Origin of the sequence: Kitasatospora sp. NPDC058243 (assembly GCF_042882025.1) — a bacterium.
Taxonomy (GTDB): Bacteria; Actinomycetota; Actinomycetes; order Streptomycetales; family Streptomycetaceae; genus Kitasatospora.
The window spans coordinates 46,885-62,058 of record NZ_JBHVWW010000026.1 but is presented as its reverse complement, the minus strand read 5'-3'; the positions used below and the strand labels follow the sequence as shown (position 1 = coordinate 62,058).

Annotated in this window: 13 protein-coding genes; 3 read left to right on the top strand and 10 right to left on the bottom strand. The window is 74.8% G+C overall.

Going from position 1 to position 15,174, the window contains the following annotated elements; all coding sequences use genetic code 11:
• Positions 1 to 4: 4 nt before the first annotated feature.
• Both ACFVX9_RS19035 and ACFVX9_RS19030 read right to left on the bottom strand, forming a co-directional pair.
• The gene (locus ACFVX9_RS19035; RefSeq protein WP_387982613.1) at positions 5 to 574 is read right to left on the bottom strand and encodes a DinB family protein; all 570 of its coding nucleotides are present in this window, start codon (positions 572 to 574) and stop codon (positions 5 to 7) included.
• Positions 575 to 630: 56 nt separating this feature from the next.
• Positions 631 to 1,620, bottom strand: coding sequence for a DUF2690 domain-containing protein (locus ACFVX9_RS19030; protein WP_387982612.1), 990 nt, complete (start codon positions 1,618 to 1,620; stop codon positions 631 to 633).
• Positions 1,621 to 1,819: 199 nt separating this feature from the next.
• Between ACFVX9_RS19030 and ACFVX9_RS19025 the strand changes: the two genes are divergently transcribed.
• Positions 1,820 to 2,611 (top strand): methyltransferase domain-containing protein, encoded by a 792-nt coding sequence (locus ACFVX9_RS19025; RefSeq protein ID WP_380482609.1) that lies wholly within the window; start codon positions 1,820 to 1,822, stop codon positions 2,609 to 2,611.
• 99 nt (positions 2,612 to 2,710) lie between these two features.
• On the opposite strand, the gene ACFVX9_RS19020 is transcribed toward ACFVX9_RS19025, so the two are convergent.
• The 8 genes from ACFVX9_RS19020 to ACFVX9_RS18985 form a co-directional block, all read right to left on the bottom strand.
• Positions 2,711 to 4,516 (bottom strand): beta-galactosidase, encoded by a 1,806-nt coding sequence (locus tag ACFVX9_RS19020; RefSeq protein ID WP_387982610.1) that lies wholly within the window; start codon positions 4,514 to 4,516, stop codon positions 2,711 to 2,713.
• Positions 4,517 to 4,568: 52 nt separating this feature from the next.
• Positions 4,569 to 5,450, bottom strand: a complete 882-nt coding sequence (locus ACFVX9_RS19015; RefSeq protein WP_380378601.1) for a sugar phosphate isomerase/epimerase family protein — start codon at positions 5,448 to 5,450, stop codon at positions 4,569 to 4,571.
• Positions 5,447 to 6,619, bottom strand: a complete 1,173-nt coding sequence (locus tag ACFVX9_RS19010) for a dihydrodipicolinate synthase family protein (RefSeq protein ID WP_387982608.1) — start codon at positions 6,617 to 6,619, stop codon at positions 5,447 to 5,449. Before ACFVX9_RS19010 ends, ACFVX9_RS19015 begins: the two co-directional genes overlap by 4 nt.
• On the bottom strand, positions 6,619 to 7,722 hold the full coding sequence (locus tag ACFVX9_RS19005; RefSeq protein ID WP_380433712.1) for a Gfo/Idh/MocA family protein: 1,104 nt from the start codon (positions 7,720 to 7,722) through the stop codon (positions 6,619 to 6,621). Before ACFVX9_RS19005 ends, ACFVX9_RS19010 begins: the two co-directional genes overlap by 1 nt.
• Before the next feature lie 132 nt (positions 7,723 to 7,854).
• Entirely contained in the window at positions 7,855 to 8,904 is a 1,050-nt protein-coding gene (locus tag ACFVX9_RS19000) for a hydroxyacid dehydrogenase (RefSeq protein ID WP_079136126.1), read from the bottom strand.
• On the bottom strand, positions 8,901 to 9,803 hold the full coding sequence (locus tag ACFVX9_RS18995; protein WP_380378597.1) for a carbohydrate ABC transporter permease: 903 nt from the start codon (positions 9,801 to 9,803) through the stop codon (positions 8,901 to 8,903). Before ACFVX9_RS18995 ends, ACFVX9_RS19000 begins: the two co-directional genes overlap by 4 nt.
• Complete coding sequence (locus ACFVX9_RS18990; RefSeq protein WP_063350583.1) at positions 9,800 to 10,750, bottom strand: carbohydrate ABC transporter permease; 951 nt, start codon at positions 10,748 to 10,750, stop codon at positions 9,800 to 9,802. Before ACFVX9_RS18990 ends, ACFVX9_RS18995 begins: the two co-directional genes overlap by 4 nt.
• Entirely contained in the window at positions 10,747 to 12,084 is a 1,338-nt protein-coding gene (locus tag ACFVX9_RS18985; protein WP_387982606.1) for an ABC transporter substrate-binding protein, read from the bottom strand. Before ACFVX9_RS18985 ends, ACFVX9_RS18990 begins: the two co-directional genes overlap by 4 nt.
• A gap of 210 nt (positions 12,085 to 12,294) precedes the next feature.
• Here ACFVX9_RS18985 and ACFVX9_RS18980 point away from each other — a divergent pair, with 210 nt between their 5' ends.
• Positions 12,295 to 14,319 carry a DUF2264 domain-containing protein gene (locus ACFVX9_RS18980; RefSeq protein ID WP_387982604.1) on the top strand — a complete coding sequence of 675 codons (2,025 nt, stop codon included), beginning with the start codon at positions 12,295 to 12,297 and terminating at the stop codon, positions 14,317 to 14,319.
• Between the two features lie 9 nt (positions 14,320 to 14,328).
• Positions 14,329 to 15,123: a sugar phosphate isomerase/epimerase family protein gene (locus tag ACFVX9_RS18975; RefSeq protein ID WP_387982602.1), complete on the top strand. Its 795-nt coding sequence runs from the start codon at positions 14,329 to 14,331 to the stop codon at positions 15,121 to 15,123.
• Positions 15,124 to 15,174: the final 51 nt, after the last annotated feature.

Here is a 15,174-nt window from a genome sequence, read left to right as displayed (position 1 = left end):
GGCCTCACTGGCCGACCCGCCCGTCGAGGCACTCGCGCAACAGGTCGGCGTGCCCGCAGTGACGGGCGTACTCGTCGATCCTGTGCACCAGCAGCTCTCGCACCGCGATGCCGCTCTTCCCCAGCCGCGTGCCCAGGTCCGGGTGCGCGGCCAGGGCGGCGTCGGTGGCGGCCTGTTCGCGGGCCAGGTCGGCGAACGCCGCGTCGACCTCGGCCTGCTCGGTGACGGCTCCGTCGAAGTCCGCGTCCCGCTTGCCGTAGAGCTTCGGCAGCGGATCACCGTCGCTGATCCAGCCTCGCCAGTCCCGTTCCACTGCGGCGAGGTGCCGGACGAGACCGAGCAGCGACATCGTCGACGGCGGGACGGACCGGCGGGCCAGCTGCTCCGGGTCCAGGCCTTCGCACTTCATCAGCAGGGTGTGGCGGTAGTTCGTCAGGAAGTCGTTCAGGGTGGGGAGTTCGCCGTCCGGGCAGACTCCCTCGCTGTTGCGGGGGTCGTCGTCCGGGTCGGCCCACATGTCGGGGTAGACGGTTGCCTGGGTCCATCGTTCGGGTTGGTCGCTCATGCGGGCCATGCTCGTTCGTGCGGGCCCGAGCCGCCAGTGGGTTTTGCCGCGACGGTGGCGGCTCCTCAGGGCGTGGGCGTCGGCGTCGGCGTGGGCGTGGGTGTCGGCGTGGGAGCGGCAGCCGGAGGCGGGGGGCTGGGGAGGGCGCTCGCGCGGGCGGCGGGGTCGGTGACGACGCCGGTGCAGTTGTCGCCGTCCTTCTGGTGGCCGCACACCTGCAAGGTGGTGTCGCCGGGGCTCGCGTCGACCATCACGGAGTAGTTGTCGTAGCCCCAGTGGATCAGGGCGGTCTCCTGCCAGCCGTGGTTGGTGGTGATGGTGGCGCTGTCCCCGGGGGAGCCGTCGGTGATCCCTGACCAGGCGGCCCGGCAGCGCGGGCTGTAGTGGACGTAGAGGACCACCTTGCCCACGTTGCCGGTCAGCAGGGTGCGCTGGTCGACGTCGCACCGCATGTCCTGGGGGTCCTTGCCCGCGCAGCCGACGCCCTCGCAGAGCGGCGCCGACCCGGCGGTCGCCGTCGCCGTCGCCGCCGCCGCCGTCTTCGGCGGGAGCGTCGCCGCCGATGCCGTGCCGTTGCCGCCGTGCGGGCCGCGCAGGTACAGGGCCGCGAACAGGATGAGCACGGCGGCCACGGCGGCCCCCACGCCGGCCGCCGGCCGCCGCCACGGGGCGGGCTGCGGCGAGGCGGGGGCGGCGTCGGGCGCTTCGGCCGGCGCTGCGGGCGCGGGCGCCGGGGAGAGCGCCTCGTCCGTGTCGTGCGCGGCCTCGGAGGAGAGCACCTCGTGCGCGTCGCGCGCGGCCTCGGCCTTCCGCAGCAGGGAGGTGAGCAGATCGGCGTCGCACTCGACCGTGGCGATCAGGCCGGCCAGGGCCTGCGGGGTGATCAGGCGCTTCCCGTTCAACCAGCGTTCCCAGGAGGCCTTGCTGAGGTAGGTCCTCCTCCCGAGTTCGGCCAGTGAGATCCGGTGCGCGTCCTTGACCGCGCGCAGTTCCTCGGCCAGACGTCGAGCGGGTTCCGAAAGATCGTCAGGGAGCGGCTTCCAGGACTGACTCATCGCGGTACCTCGGGCGGGTCGGCGGAGGATGCAAACTGATCCACTTTCGGATGATCAGTTTAATCGGTCGACTTCCCTCGGTTCCCACCCGCAGCCCGGGGCGCCTTCGCGCACCCGGCACCGATCGCCTACCATCGCGGTCGGCCGCGTCGAGCGACGGGCGGAGCGACGGGCAAGGGCGATCCGAGAGGCGCGGAGCATGGGCGACGAGCGCGGCTACCTGCTGGACAACCGGCAGCGGGAGGCGGGTCGACGGTTCGAGGGCATCGCCGAGCTGTTCGACCCGTGGACGCTGGAGCACCTGGACCGGCTGGGCCCGGCCGACGGGCACCACTGCTGGGAGGTGGGTGCGGGCGGCCCGGGGATCCCGCTGGCACTGGCCGAGCGGGTCGGGCCGGCGGGCCGGGTCCTGGCCAGCGACCTCGACACCAGCTGGCTGACCGGACTGCCCGCCGACCGCGTCGAGGTCCTGCGGCACGACGTCACCCGCGACCCGCTGCCCGACGGGCTGTTCGACCTGGTGCACGTCCGTCTGGTGCTGGTGCACCTGCCCGACCGGGCCGAGGTGCTGCGGCGGCTGGCGTCGGCGGTACGGCCCGGAGGCTGGCTGGTGGTCGAGGACGCGGACCCGGCCCTGCAACCGCTCGCCTGCCCGGACGCGCACGGACCGGACCAGGAGCTGGCGAACCGGGTGCGCCGGGCGTTCCGGGCCCGGCTCGCCGAGCGCGGCGCCGACCTCGCCTTCGGCCGCACCCTGCCCCGGCTGCTGCGCGAGGCGGGCCTGACGGACGTCGCCGCCGAGGCGTACTTCCCCGTCACCTCCCCGGCCTGCCGGGAGCTGGAGGCGGCGACGGTCCGTCAGCTCCGCGACCAGCTGGTCGGCCCCGACCTCCCCGCCGCCGACCTGGACCGGCACCTGGCCAACCTCCGCGACACCGAACTGGACGTGACCACCGCCCCGCTGATCACCTGCTGGGGCCGGCGCCGGTAGGTGGCCACCGCAGGACGCTCAGTCCCCGGCCGGCCGGCCGGGTCGAGGCGACGGCGTAGCCGGTGAGCAGGGCGGTCACGATGTCGGTGAGGCGGAGTTTCAGAACTCGGAGCTGGGGGCGTCCGTGACGGGGCCGAGGTCGGGTCGGTCGCGCAGGTCGAGGGCTTCGCCGTGGCGGGTGAGTTCGAGGAGGACGAGGGTGTTGGTGCCCGGGTGCCAGAGCGGGGCGGGGGCGTAGAGGGTGCGCTGCGGGCCCTCGTCGGTGTAGCGGCCGAGGAGGAAGCCGTTGAGCCAGAGCAGGCCGCGGCCCCAGCCGGGGAGGGCGAGGAAGGCGTCGGCGGGGGTGTCGAGGTCGGTCTCGAAGCGGTGGAAGGCTGGGTCGCCGTCGGTGGCGGCGGTGGCCGGGTCGAAGGCCAGGCCGCTCAGGTCGGTGAGGGGGAGCGGGCGGATCTCCCAGTCGTGGAGGCGCTGGCGTTCGTGCGAGACGCCCCGCCGGATGCCCTTGCGGTCGTCGAGCTGGGGGCCGTAGTTGGTGCGGCCGAGCGCCTCGACCAGGATGTCCAGGGTGGTGCCGGCCGGCGCGGTGGCCAGCGGGAGGGTGGCGCCGGGGTCGTTGCGGTCGAGGGTGCCGAGGGGGCGGCCGTCGGCGAAGACCTGGGCGCGGTCGCCGAGGCCGTCGATGCGCAGCGGCAGGGTGGGGCGGGGGCCGGGGACGCGGGTGCGGTAGTGGATGAGGCCGAGGGACTGGCCGAGGTTCTCCATGGGTTCCGGGACGGGCCGGTGGTGCGGGGTGGCCAGCGCGTCCAGGGAGTCGAACAGGCGGGCCCGGCCGGTCCTGCGGTCGATGCAGCGTGGGGCCAGGCGGGGCGGCTCGGCGGGGAGTTCGCCGTCGGGCAGGGGGAGGTACCGGCCGATGACGTCGCGCAGGGCGTGGAACTTGGCGGTGAGTTCGCCGGCCTCGCCGATGGGGGCGTCGTAGTCGTAGCTGGTGGTGGTGGGCTCGTAGCCCGGGGTGTCGGGGCTGGTGCCGGTGTGGTTGGCACCGGACCAGAGGCCGAAGTTGGTGCCGCCGTGGGCCATGTAGAGGTTGACGGAGGCGCCGGTGGCGAGGAGCGCGTCCAGGGAGCGGGCGGACTCCTGCGGGTCGCGGACGTGGTGGGGCCCGCCGACGCGGTCGAACCAGCCGATCCAGAACTCCATGGCGGCCAGCGGCCCCTTGGGCTGCTGGCGGCGCAGCACCTCGAAGCGCTCGGGGGCGCGGGAGCCGAAGGTCGCGGTGGCGAGCAGGCCGGGGATCGCGCCGCCCTGCTGCATGAAGTCCTCGGCACCGTCGGCGGTGAACAGCAGGCAGTCCACGCCGCGCGCGAGGAGGCCGTCGCGCAGGTGGGCGAGGTAGCCGGCGTCGGTGCCGTAGCTGCCGTACTCGTTCTCGACCTGGACGGCCACGACGGGGCCGCCGCGGCTCGCCAGCAGCGGCAGCAGCTCGGGCACGAGGGCGTCGAACCAGCCGTCCACGGCGGCCAGGAAGGCGGGGTCGGCGCAGCGCAGGCGCAGGCCGTCGACGGCGAGGAGGCGGGCGGGCAGGCCGCCGAACTCCCATTCGGCGCAGATGTAGGGGCCGGGCCGCAGGATGACGTCCAGTCCGTGCTGCTGGGTCAGCCGGACGAACCGGGCCACGTCCCGCCAGCCGGTGAAGTCGATCTCGCCGGTGGGCAGTTCGTGGAAGTTCCAGGGGATGTAGGTGTCCACGGTGTTGACGCCGAGGGCGCGCAGGCGGCGCAGCCGGTCGTCCCAGAGCTCGGGGTGGACGCGGAAGTAGTGCAGGGCGCCGGCGACGATCCGGTGCGGGGCCCCGTTGCGGCGGAATCCGGAGTCGTCGTAGTCGAGTTCGATCGTTTCGATCATCGCGTGACCAGCTTTCGAGGGTGTGGCACGGGCTGCCAGGGTAGGCCAACGGCTACCGGTGTGGCGCGGCGACCACGTGGGTGCGGTGGCGGTCGGCCACGGTGGCGAGGGTCTGTGCGCCGGGGGTGGCCCAGATCCGCTCGTTGAAGATCTCCACCTCGATCCAGCCGGTGTAGCCCGCCGCCGTGACCTGGTCGGTGAGGGAGCGGAAGTCGATGTGGCCGTCGCCGACGTGGCCGCGCCCGAGCAGGACGTCGGCGGGCAGCGGCAGCGTCCAGTCGCACACCTGGTAGGCGGCGATGCGGCCGTCCCGGCCCGCCCGGGTGAGTTGCTCGGGCAGCGCCGGATCCCACCAGACGTGGTAGCTGTCGACGACCACGCCGACCTGGGCGGCGGGGTGCGGCGCGGCGAGGTCGAGCGCCTGGCCGAGGGTGGAGACCACGGCGCGGTCGGCGCAGAACATCGGATGCAGCGGTTCGATGGCCAGTCGTACGCCGAACTGCCCGGCGTACGGAGCGAGTTCGGCGAGCAGGTCGGCGATCCGGGCGCGCGCGCCGGGCAGGTCGCGGCTGCCCTCGGGCAGGCCTCCGACGACCAGCACCAGGGTGTCGGTGCCGAGTTCGGCGGCCTCCTCGACGGCCCGCCGGTTGTCGTCGAGCGCGGCGCGGCGGCCCTCGGCCCCGGCGGCGGTGAGGAAGCCGCCCCGGCAGAGGCTGCTGACGGTCAGGCCGCTGTCGCGGACCAGCCGGGCGGCGCGGGCCGTTCCGGTCTCGGCGACCTTGTCCCGCCACAGGCCGATCGCCGGGATGCCCGCCTGCGCGCAGCCCCGGACGGCCTCGGGCAGGGACCAGTGCTTGGTGGTGATCTGGTTGAGCGAGAGCCGTTCCAGCCCGGGGGCGGCGGTACCCCGTTCGGCGGGGTGAGGTGCGGTCATGCCGACCACCCGGCCAGGGCGAGGTAGCGGCGCATCCGGTCGGCCGCGAGCTCGGGGTCGGGGAGCACCCCGGCGGCGTCGGCGAGCCGGAACAGTTCGACGAGGTGCGGTACGGACCGGCCGCTCTGGGCGCCGGCCACCATGGTGAAGTGCTCCTGGTGGCCGGCCAGGTAGGCGAGGAAGACCACGCCGGTCTTGTACTGGAAGGTCGGCGCCGCGAAGAGGTGCCGGGCCAGCGGCAGCGTCGGGCCGAGCAGCGCGTCGTAGCGGGCGGTGTCGCCGGCGTCCAGGGCGTGCAGGGCTGCCGCGGCGTGGCCGGCGATCGGGTCGAAGACGCCGAGCAGGGCGTCGCTGTGGCCGAGTTCGTCGCCCTTGATCAGTGCGGGGTAGTGGAAGTCGTCGCCGGTGTAGAGCCGCACCCCGGCGGGCAGGGCGCGGCGCAGCGCGACCTCCCGGTCGGCGTCCAGCAGCGACACCTTGATGCCGTCGATCCGACCGGGGTGTTCGCGGATGAGGGTGAGGACGGTGTCGGTGGCCGCGTCGAGGTCGGCGGAGCCCCAGTAGCCGGCCAGTGCCGGGTCGAAGGCGGCGCCGAGCCAGTGCAGGATCACCGGCCGGGCGGACTGCCGGATCAGCCCGTCGTAGACGCGGAGGAAGTCCTCCGGGCCGCGGGCGCGGGAGTTGAGGGCCCGGCTGGCCATCAGGACGGGCTGCGCGCCGGCCGCCTCGACCACGGCGAGCTGCGCCTCGTAGGCGTCTGCGACCTCGCTCAGGGCGGCGGCCGTGATGTCGCTCAAGGAGCTTGCCGGGTCGGTGAGTTGGTCGGTGCCGACGCCGCAGGCGAGCCGGCCGCCGACGGCGCGGGCCGCCGCGCCGGAGCGGGTGATGAGTTCGCGGGTGGCGGCCCAGTCCAGGCCCATGCCGCGCTGGGCGGTGTCCATGGCGTCGGCGACGCCGAGGCCGAGCGACCAGAGGTGGTGGCGGAAGGCGAGGGTGGCGTCCCAGTCCAGGGCGGCCGGGGCGCCGGCGGCGTTGGCGCCGAGCGGGTCGGCGACGACGTGGGCGGCCGCGAAGGCCGTGCGGGCGGCGGGCGGGTGTGCGGGCAGGTCGAGCGGTGCTGGCTCGCGCAGCCGCAGCCGGCCGTGTCCGGGCAGGTCGAGTTCGGCCATCAGAGCACCAGCTCGGGGACGTCGAGCCGGCGGCCCTCGCGCGCCGAGCGCAGGCCGAGTTCGGCGAGCTGGACGCCCTTGGCGCCTTCCAGGAGGTCCCACGGGTAGGCGGAGCCGGTCGCCACGTGGCGCAGGAACAGCTCCCACTGCACCTTGAAGCCGTTGTCGTACTCCTCGTTGGCGGGCACCGGCTGCCACTGGGCGCGGAAGGGGTCGGTGGCCGGGAGGTCCGGGTTCCAGACCGGCCGGGGGGTGGTGGCGCGGTGCTGGATGCGGCACTCGCGCAGCCCGGCGACGGCGCTGCCCTCGGTGCCGTCGACCTGGAACTCGACCAGTTCGTCCCGGTCGACCCGCACCGCCCAGGAGGAGTTGATCTGTGCGACGACGCCGCCGGCCAGCTCGAAGACGCCGTACGCGGCGTCGTCGGCGGTGGCGGGGTAGGCCCGGCCCTGTTCGTCGACGCGGCGGGGGATGTGGGTGGAGGCGTGCGCGTACACCGTGCGGACGGGCCCGAAGAGGTTGTCCAGCACGTAGCGCCAGTGCGGGAACATGTCGAGGATCACGCCGCCGCCGTCCTCGGCGCGGTAGTTCCAGGACGGGCGCTGGGCGCTCTGCCAGTCGCCCTCGAAGACCCAGTAGCCGAACTCGCCGCGCACGGACAGGATCCGGCCGAAGAACCCGCCGTCGATCAGCCGCTTGAGCTTGCGCAGCCCGGGCAGGAACAGCTTGTCCTGGACGACGCCGTTGCGGACGCCGGCCGCCCGGGCGAGGCGGGCCAGCTCCAGGGCGGCGTCGAGGGATTCGGCGGTCGGCTTCTCGGTGTAGACGTGCTTGCCGGCAGCGATCGCGGCGCGCAGGGCGGCCTCCCGGGCGGGGGTCACCTGGGCGTCGAAGTACACCTCGGTGAGCGGGTGGGCGAGCGCCTCGTCGAGCGAGGTGGTCCAGTGCTCCAGGCCGTGGCGTTCGGCCAGGGCGCGCAGCTTGGCCTCGTTGCGGCCGAGCAGGATGGGTTCGGGCCAGAGCACCCGGCCGTCGTCGAGGTCGAGGCCGCCCTGCTCGCGGATGGCGAGGATCGAGCGGACGAGGTGCTGGCGGTGGCCCATGCGGCCGGTGACGCCGTTCAGGACGACGCCGATCACCTTGCGGTCCACGGGTGTTCTCCTTGCAGCTGGTGGTGTTGGTGTTGGTGCTGGCGGGGGCGCGGTCAGGCCGTGCAGCTGGTGACGGGGGCGCGGTCAGGCCGTGCGGTGGATGCCTTCGGGGTGGACGGCGTGGGCGAACGGCAGGCCCCGCGCGTAGCGGGCGAGTTCGTCGGCCGCGGCGGCGGCCATCCGGTGCAGCTCGCCGCCGAGCGAGCCGGCCACGTGCGGGGTGAGCAGGACGTTCGGCAGCTCGTACAGCGGTGAGTCGGCGGGCAGGACCTCGGGGACGGTGACGTCGAGGACGGCGTCCAGGCGGCCGGCGACGAGTTCGTCGGTGAGCGCCTGCTGGTCGACCAGCGAGCCGCGGGAGGTGTTGACCAGGGTGGCGCCGTCGCGCATCAGGGCGAGCCGGCGGCGGTCCACCAGGTGGTGGGTCTCCGGCAGTTCGGGGGCGTGCACGGTGACCACGTCGGAGGAGGCGCACAGGTCGTCCAGGCCGACGGCCCGGGCGCCGAGCGCGGCGGCCTCGGCGGCCTCCACGTACGGGTCGTACAGCAGCAGGTCGAGGTCGTGCGGGCCGAGCAGTTCGAGCACCCGGCGCCCGATCCGGGAGGCGCCGACGACGCCGACCGTGCGCCGGTAGTTCCCGGCGGCGGCGTAGGCACCCTGCCAGTCGTGCGGGGCACGCCGGTGCCGGTAGTCCTCGCGGATCGCCAGCAGCCGCTTGTTGGCGAGCAGCACGGCGGCGACGGTGTACTCGGCGACGGGCAGCGCGTTGGCCCAGGCCGCCGAGGTCACCTGGAGGCCGCGCCGCCAGCAGGCGTCGGTGACGTGGTGCTTGACCGAGCCGGCGGCGTGGATGACGGCGCGCAGCCGGGGCGCGGCGGCCAGTACGGCCTCGTCCAGCGGCGGGCAGCCCCAGCCGCTGATGATGACCTCGGTGCGGGCCAGCGCGGCGGCGGCCTCGGGGGTGGCGAAGTCGTCCACGACCAGGTCGGGGTCGAGGTCGGCGAGGTCGGTGAGCCGCTGGACGGCGTGCCGGTCGAGCAGCCGGGCGGGCAGGGCGCGGTCCATCGCGAGCAGGGCGCGGGGCCGGCGGGCCGGGGCGGCGGGGGAGCGGATGTCGGCTGTGGTGGTGGTCATTTGACGCTTCCTGCGGTCAGGCCGGCCCGCCAGTGGCGTTGCAGGCCGACGAAGGCCGCCACCAGCGGGAGGACGGCGAGCAGCGAGCCGCTGACGACGAGGGGGTAGTACTCGGGGAAGGCGTGGGTCTGGGCGTTCCAGCTGAACAGGCCGAGGCTGACCGGGAAGAGCCGGTTGTCCGAGAGCATCACCAGGGGGAGGAAGAAGTTGTTCCAGATCGCGGTGAACTGGAAGAGGAACACCGTGACGAAGCCGGGCGTCATCATCCGCAGGCCGATCGACCAGAAGGTGCGCAGTTCGCCCGCGCCGTCCATCCGGGCCGCCTCCAGCACCTCCCCGGGGACGTAGCCCGCGCAGAACACCCGGGCGAGGTAGACGCCGAAGGGGTTGACCAGGGAGGGCACGAAGACCGCCCAGAAGGTGTTGACCACGCCGAGGTCCGAGGCGAGCAGGTACATCGGCAGGGCCAGCGTGGTGGTGGGCACCAGCACGCCGAGCAGCACCAGGCCGAACAGCTTCTCCTTGCCGGGGAAGGAGTGGACGTGGAACGCGTACCCGGCGCAGACGCAGACCAGGGCGCAGGCCAGTGCGCCGAGCCCGGCGTACAGCAGGGAGTTGAGGTACCAGCGGAAGTAGATGCCGTCCCCGGTGGTGGCCAGCGCGTGCAGGTTCTCGCCGAGGTGCCAGGTGGCGGGGGAGAGGGCGCGCCCGCCGAGCAGGTCGCCGGTGTTCTTGGCGGCGGCGGTCACCAGCCACAGCAGCGGCAGCAGGGTGTAGGCGGTGGCGAGGACGAGGGCGCCGTTGACGGCGGCCTTGGAGAGGCTCCACGGCCGGCGGGGCGGGTGGCTGCGGGCGGCGGAGCGCTGCCGGGGGCGGCGTCCGGGGGCGAGCGTGGTCATCCGGTGGCCTCCGTCCGGCGGTCCGGGCGCGGGCGGGTGGCCCGGGTGACGAGGAAGGACAGCGCGGCGGCGGCGAGCGCGAGCAGCACCGAGGCGGCGGCGGCCAGGCCGTAGTCGCCCCGGTCGAAGGCGGCGGTGTAGGCGTACATGCTGGGTGTCCAGGTGGAGACGACGCCGGGGGAGGCGCCGTGCAGGATCATCGGTTCGGTGAAGAGCTGGAGCGAGCCGATCAGGGTGAACAGGCCGACCAGCACGATCGAGGCGCGGATGAGCGGGATCTTGACGCTGACGGCGGTCCGCAGCGGTCCGGCGCCGTCGACGACGGCCGCTTCGAGGACTTCGCGCGGGACGGCCTGGAGCGCGGCGTAGAAGATGACCATGTTGTAGCCGGTCCACTCCCAGAGTGCGATGTTGACCACGGCGGGCAGTGGCGCGCCGAACGGGTCGGGGTGGGCGCCGCCGGCGTTCAGCAGGTCGATGACCGGGCTGATGCCGGGCGTGTACAGGTAGACCCAGATCAGCGCGGCGATGATGCCGGGCACCGCGTGCGGCAGGAACAGCGCCAGCTGGAAGAACCGGCGGGCGCGGGCCAGCGCGGAGTCCAGCAGCAGCGCGAGGAGCAGCGCCAGCCCCGTCATCAGCGGGATGTAGAGCAGGCAGTACTGCGCGGTGGTCCAGAAGCCCGAGCGGAACGCCTGGTCGCCGAGCGCCCGGGCGTAGTTGCCGAGGCCGGTGAAGACCGTCTCGCCGCCGCCGAAGCCGAGCCCGGAGCGGTGCTCGGTGTACAGGCTGAGGTGGACGGCGTAGCCGATCGGGACGAGCGTGCAGGCGGTGAACAGGAGCACGAACGGGGCGAGCAGGACGGCCGGCGCCCCGTACCGCCCGCGCCGGCGGGCGCGGGCGGCGACGGCGGGCCCGGGCCCGGTGCGGGGCGGCTGGGCGGTCACTGCTTGACCTTGAGGCCGCGGTTCTTCAGCTCGGCCAGGGTGGACTGCTGCGCGGCGTCGAGGGCCGCCTGGACGGTGCCGCCCTGGGTGAGTTTGCCGAACGCGTCCTTGAGCGCGTTGTTGGTCGCGTTCATCGTCGGGCCCCACTGCCAGTTCGGCTTGATCGACTTCGCGGCGTCCGTGTAGAGCGCGTACACGTCCTGGCCGCCGTAGAAGTCGGCCTTGAAGGCCTCCTCGGCCACCGGGACGAGCGCGGGCGCGGCCGGGAAGGCGGAGGAGGTGCCGGAGGCGATCCGGGCCTTGATGCCCTCCGGCGTGGTGGTCGCCCAGGTGGCGAACTCGACCGCCGCCTTGGCCTTCCTGCTGTTCTTGGAGACGGCGAAGGTGGTGCCGCCGACCATGCCGCTGGCCGGGGCGCCGTCCCAGCTGGGCACCGGGGCGACGGCCCACGTGCCGGCCGCGTCGGGCAGGGTGCCCTTCAGCACCCCGCCGCCCCAGGAGGCGCCGAGGTAGCCGGCGGTCTCGCCCTTCTGCAGCGAGGCCGTCCACGGCTGGCTGAACGAGGGCTGGACGCGGACCAGGTCCTCGGCGATCAGCTGCTGCCAGTAGTCCGCGGTCTGCTTGGTCCCGGCGCCGTTGAGGTCGACGCTCCAGGCGTCGTCGCGGCCGGTGAACCAGTGGGCGCCGGCCTGCCAGGCCATCGCCTGGAAGGTGGCCGGGTCGTCGGGGAAGAAGGTGGCGATCCGGGTGTCCGGCTGGGCCTGCTTCAGTTTCTGCGCGGCGGTGCGGAATTCGTCCCAGGTCTTCGGCGGGGTGAGGCCGGCCCGGTCGAAGAGGTCCTTGCGGTAGTAGAAGGCCTGCGGCGAGGCGTCCAGCGGCAGCGCCCAGGTGCGGCCGCCGAGGGTGGTCAGGTCCATGGTCTGCGGCAGGTACTTCGCCTTGAGCTCGCCGGGCACGAGCCCGGAGATGTCCTGGACGGCGCCCTGGCTGACGAAGTCCGGCAGTTGGGCGTACTCGACGTTGAACACGTCGGGGGCGTTGCCGGCCTTCACCGCGTTGGAGATCTTGGCGTACCCGCCGGCCGTGCCGGACGGTATCTCTTCGTAGACCACGTTGACGTCGGGGTGGGAGGCGTTGAAGGCGGCGACGACCTCCTTCGTGCCCTTGGACCAGGCCCAGAAGGTCAGCGTGACCGGCTTGCCGTCGTCGGCCTTCGGGGCCCCGCCGCCGCTGCCGGCGCAGGCGGCGAGGAGGACGGTGGACAGCAGGCCGCCGGCGGCGGCGCGGAGGAGTCTGCGCCGGGGGTGGGGGAGCGGGAGCGGGAGTGAGGGCATGCACGACTCCGGGAGAGGGGGGCGCGGCCGGGGGGTCAGTGGGGCTGCCGGTGGCCGCGACCGGGCGGGCAAGTGGTCGCCATCCTGGGCGGGCGCTCGATCGAAGTCAAGAGATCTGGATCAAATGATCCGTTGCGATCAAAAGCCTTGACGAACGATCAACCGCTTTCTAGATTCCCCGCACGGGGCACGACTCCCGAGCCCCGGGCCATGGAGGACACCGCCGTGCTGCTGCCCCCGGAAGACCACGCCCTCAGCCCCCGCACCGGCTGGACCAGAGCCCACTGGGAGGCCGCCGCCGACGGGCTGCTCGACGCCGTCCTCCCCTGGGCCGGCCCCGGACATGCGCTGATCGACCTCCCCGGCCCCCGGCCGAGCTGGTCCGGCCGCCGCTCCGACGCCCTCGAAGGCTTCGCCCGCACCTTCCTCCTCGCCGCCCTGCGCATCGCCGGCGCCGGCGGCGCCGACCCGCACGGCCTGCTCGACCGCTACGCCGCCGGACTCGACGCCGGCACCCGCCACCCCACCACCGCACGCGACCTCACCGACGACGACCCGGCGTCCTGGCCCGTCGTCACCGACCGCGGCCAGGCCATGGTCGAGGCCGCCGCCATCGCGTTCGCCCTGCGGCTGACCCGCCCCTGGCTCTGGGACCGCCTCCCCGCCGACGTCCGGACCAGAACCGCACGGTGGCTCGCCGGGACCCTCCACCGCACGCCCAACGACAACAACTGGTGGCTCTTCCCGCTCGCCGTCGGCGGCTTCCTCGCCGAGGCCGGCATCGAGGAGCACGCCGCCCGCGCCGCCGTCCGGCGCGGCCTCGAACGCATCGACCGCTTCTACCTCGGCGACGGCTGGTACACCGACGGCCGCCCCCGCGCCTTCGACCACTACAACGGCTGGGCCCTGCACCTCTACCCCGTGCTGCACGCCCATCTCGCCGACGACCGCGCCCTGCTCGCCGAGTACGGCCCCCGGCTCGCCGCCCACCTCGCCGACTACGCCCACCTGTTCGGCGGCGACGGCGCGCCGGTGCACCAGGGCCGCTCGCTGATCTACCGGTTCGCCGCCGCCGCCCCGCTCTGGGCCGGCACCCTCACCGGCCACACCCCGCTCACCCCCGGCACCACCCGCCGACTCGCCTCCGGCGCCCTGCGCCACTTCCTCGACCGCGGCGCCACCGGCCCCGACGGCCTGCTCACCCTCGGCTGGTACGGCCCCCACCCTCCGCTCGTCCAGCCCTACTCCGGCCCCGCCTCGCCCTACTGGGCGGCCTCCGGCTTCCTCGGCCTGCTGCTGCCCGCCGACCACCCCGCCTGGACCGACCGCGAGGAGCCCGCGCCCGCCGAACGCCGCGACACCGTCCGGGCGCTGCCCGGCCCCGGCTGGCTGGTCCAGTCCACCGCGGCCGACGGCCTGGTCCGCCTCCACAACCACGGCAGCGACGACCAGCCCGCCGACCGCGTCCACCCCGACGACCCGCACTACGCGCGGCTCGCCCACTCCACCGCCACCGGCCCCGTCCACACCGGCCCGGCCGACAACCACCTCGCCCTACTGGTCGACGGCGAACCCACCGAACGCGGCCCCATCACCCCGCTCGCCACCGGCGACGGCTGGGCGGCCTCCACCCACCGCCCCCGGGCCGCCGGACACCCCCTGCCCGGTGTCACCGTCACCTCGCTGACCCTCGCCCACGGCGCCGACGAGGTCCGCGCCCACCTGGTCGTCGGCGCCCCGCCCGGCACCCCGCTGCGCGAGGGCGGCTGGGCCGTCGCCGGAGACCACCTGCCGCCCGCCAGGCCCGGCACCGGTACTGCCGCCGCCGCCACTGCCACCGCCCACACGCTGGACGGCCGGCTGCTGACCAGTGAACTGTGCGCCCTGTACGGCTACACCGCCGCCCGCACCAGCGCCGTCCCGGACGGTACGGCCTTCGGAGCGGCCGGCGCCCTGCCGGTCCTGACCGGCGCCACCGGCGGGGCCGCCCACCTGCTGGTGTGCGCCGCCCGCCTCACCACCGCCCGCCTTGCCGCCGCTCACCTCACCGCAGCCCGTCTCACCGCCGCCGCGGACGAACTCCCGCCGCTCGACGGCCTGACGGCGGACGTGGCGGCCGCCCCCGACGGGGCCTACCGGCTGCGGGTGCGGTGGCCCGACGGCGCCGTCCACGAGGCGGAGCTGTCGCCGGGAGCGGCCTTCGCCCGCCGGCTTCCGCCCGGCGCCCGGACCTGAGGAGCACCCGTGCCACTCGCCCTCTCCACCCTCGGCCTGCCCGACCTGCCGCTCGCCGCCGCCGCGCGCCTCGCCGCCGACCACGGCTGGCACGGGCTGGAACTGCGCTGCGCCCCGGGCCAGCCGGTCCACCCCGGACTGACCGCCGACGAGCGGCGCGCCGCCGTGCGCGCACTGGCGTCCACCGGGACGGTTCCGCTCGCGCTGGCCTCCTACCTCGGCATCGCCGCCCCGGGCGCGGACGCCCCGCTGCTCGCCGACCTCGGCGGACACCTGGAACTCGCCGCCGACCTGGGCTGCCCGGCCGTCCGGGTCTTCCCGCACGGCGGCGCCGCGCCCGGCCCGGCGGCGGCCGACGAACGGGCTGACGAACGCGCCGCCCGGCGGCTGGCCGCCGTCGCCGGCCGCGCGGCCGCGCTCGGCGTCCGGGTCCTGGTCGAGACGCACGACTCGCACCCGACCGGCCGCGACCTCGCCCGGCTGCTCGCCCCCGTCGACCACCCGGCCGTCGGCGCCCTGTGGGACCTCCAGCACACCGTCCTCGGCGGGGAGCCGCCGCAGGCCACCCACCGGGCGCTGGCCGGCCGGCTGGGCCACGTCCAGGTCAAGGACGTCGCCTCGGCCGCCGACCGCACGCCACTGCCGCTCGGCGCCGGCACCCTGCCGATCGCCGCCTGCCTCGCCCTGCTGCCAGCCGACGCCTGGGTCTGCTGGGAGTACGAGGTGCCGTGGTACCCCGAGGCCGCCCCGCTGGCTCCGCTGCTCGGCGCGGCCGCCGCCTGGCTGGCGGGACTGCGGCGGTAGCGCTCCCCGGCCCGCCCCATGGGCGGGCCGGGTTACGAGGGTGGCAGCTGG

Bases quoted from the DNA above. Each gene is read 5' to 3' on its own strand.
- ACFVX9_RS19025 (WP_380482609.1), top strand. From the start codon at position 1,820: ATGGGCGACGAGCGCGGCTACCTGCTGGACAACCGGCAGCGGGAGGCG.
- ACFVX9_RS19020 (WP_387982610.1), bottom strand. From the start codon at position 4,516: ATGATCGAAACGATCGAACTCGACTACGACGACTCCGGATTCCGCCGC.
- ACFVX9_RS18995 (WP_380378597.1), bottom strand. From the start codon at position 9,803: ATGACCACGCTCGCCCCCGGACGCCGCCCCCGGCAGCGCTCCGCCGCC.
- ACFVX9_RS19010 (WP_387982608.1), bottom strand. From the start codon at position 6,619: ATGGCCGAACTCGACCTGCCCGGACACGGCCGGCTGCGGCTGCGCGAG.
- ACFVX9_RS19030 (WP_387982612.1), bottom strand. From the start codon at position 1,620: ATGAGTCAGTCCTGGAAGCCGCTCCCTGACGATCTTTCGGAACCCGCT.
- ACFVX9_RS18985 (WP_387982606.1), bottom strand. From the start codon at position 12,084: ATGCCCTCACTCCCGCTCCCGCTCCCCCACCCCCGGCGCAGACTCCTC.
- ACFVX9_RS19035 (WP_387982613.1), bottom strand. From the start codon at position 574: ATGGCCCGCATGAGCGACCAACCCGAACGATGGACCCAGGCAACCGTC.
- ACFVX9_RS19000 (WP_079136126.1), bottom strand. From the start codon at position 8,904: ATGACCACCACCACAGCCGACATCCGCTCCCCCGCCGCCCCGGCCCGC.
- ACFVX9_RS18980 (WP_387982604.1), top strand. From the start codon at position 12,295: ATGGAGGACACCGCCGTGCTGCTGCCCCCGGAAGACCACGCCCTCAGC.
- ACFVX9_RS19005 (WP_380433712.1), bottom strand. From the start codon at position 7,722: ATGGGCCACCGCCAGCACCTCGTCCGCTCGATCCTCGCCATCCGCGAG.
- ACFVX9_RS19015 (WP_380378601.1), bottom strand. From the start codon at position 5,450: ATGACCGCACCTCACCCCGCCGAACGGGGTACCGCCGCCCCCGGGCTG.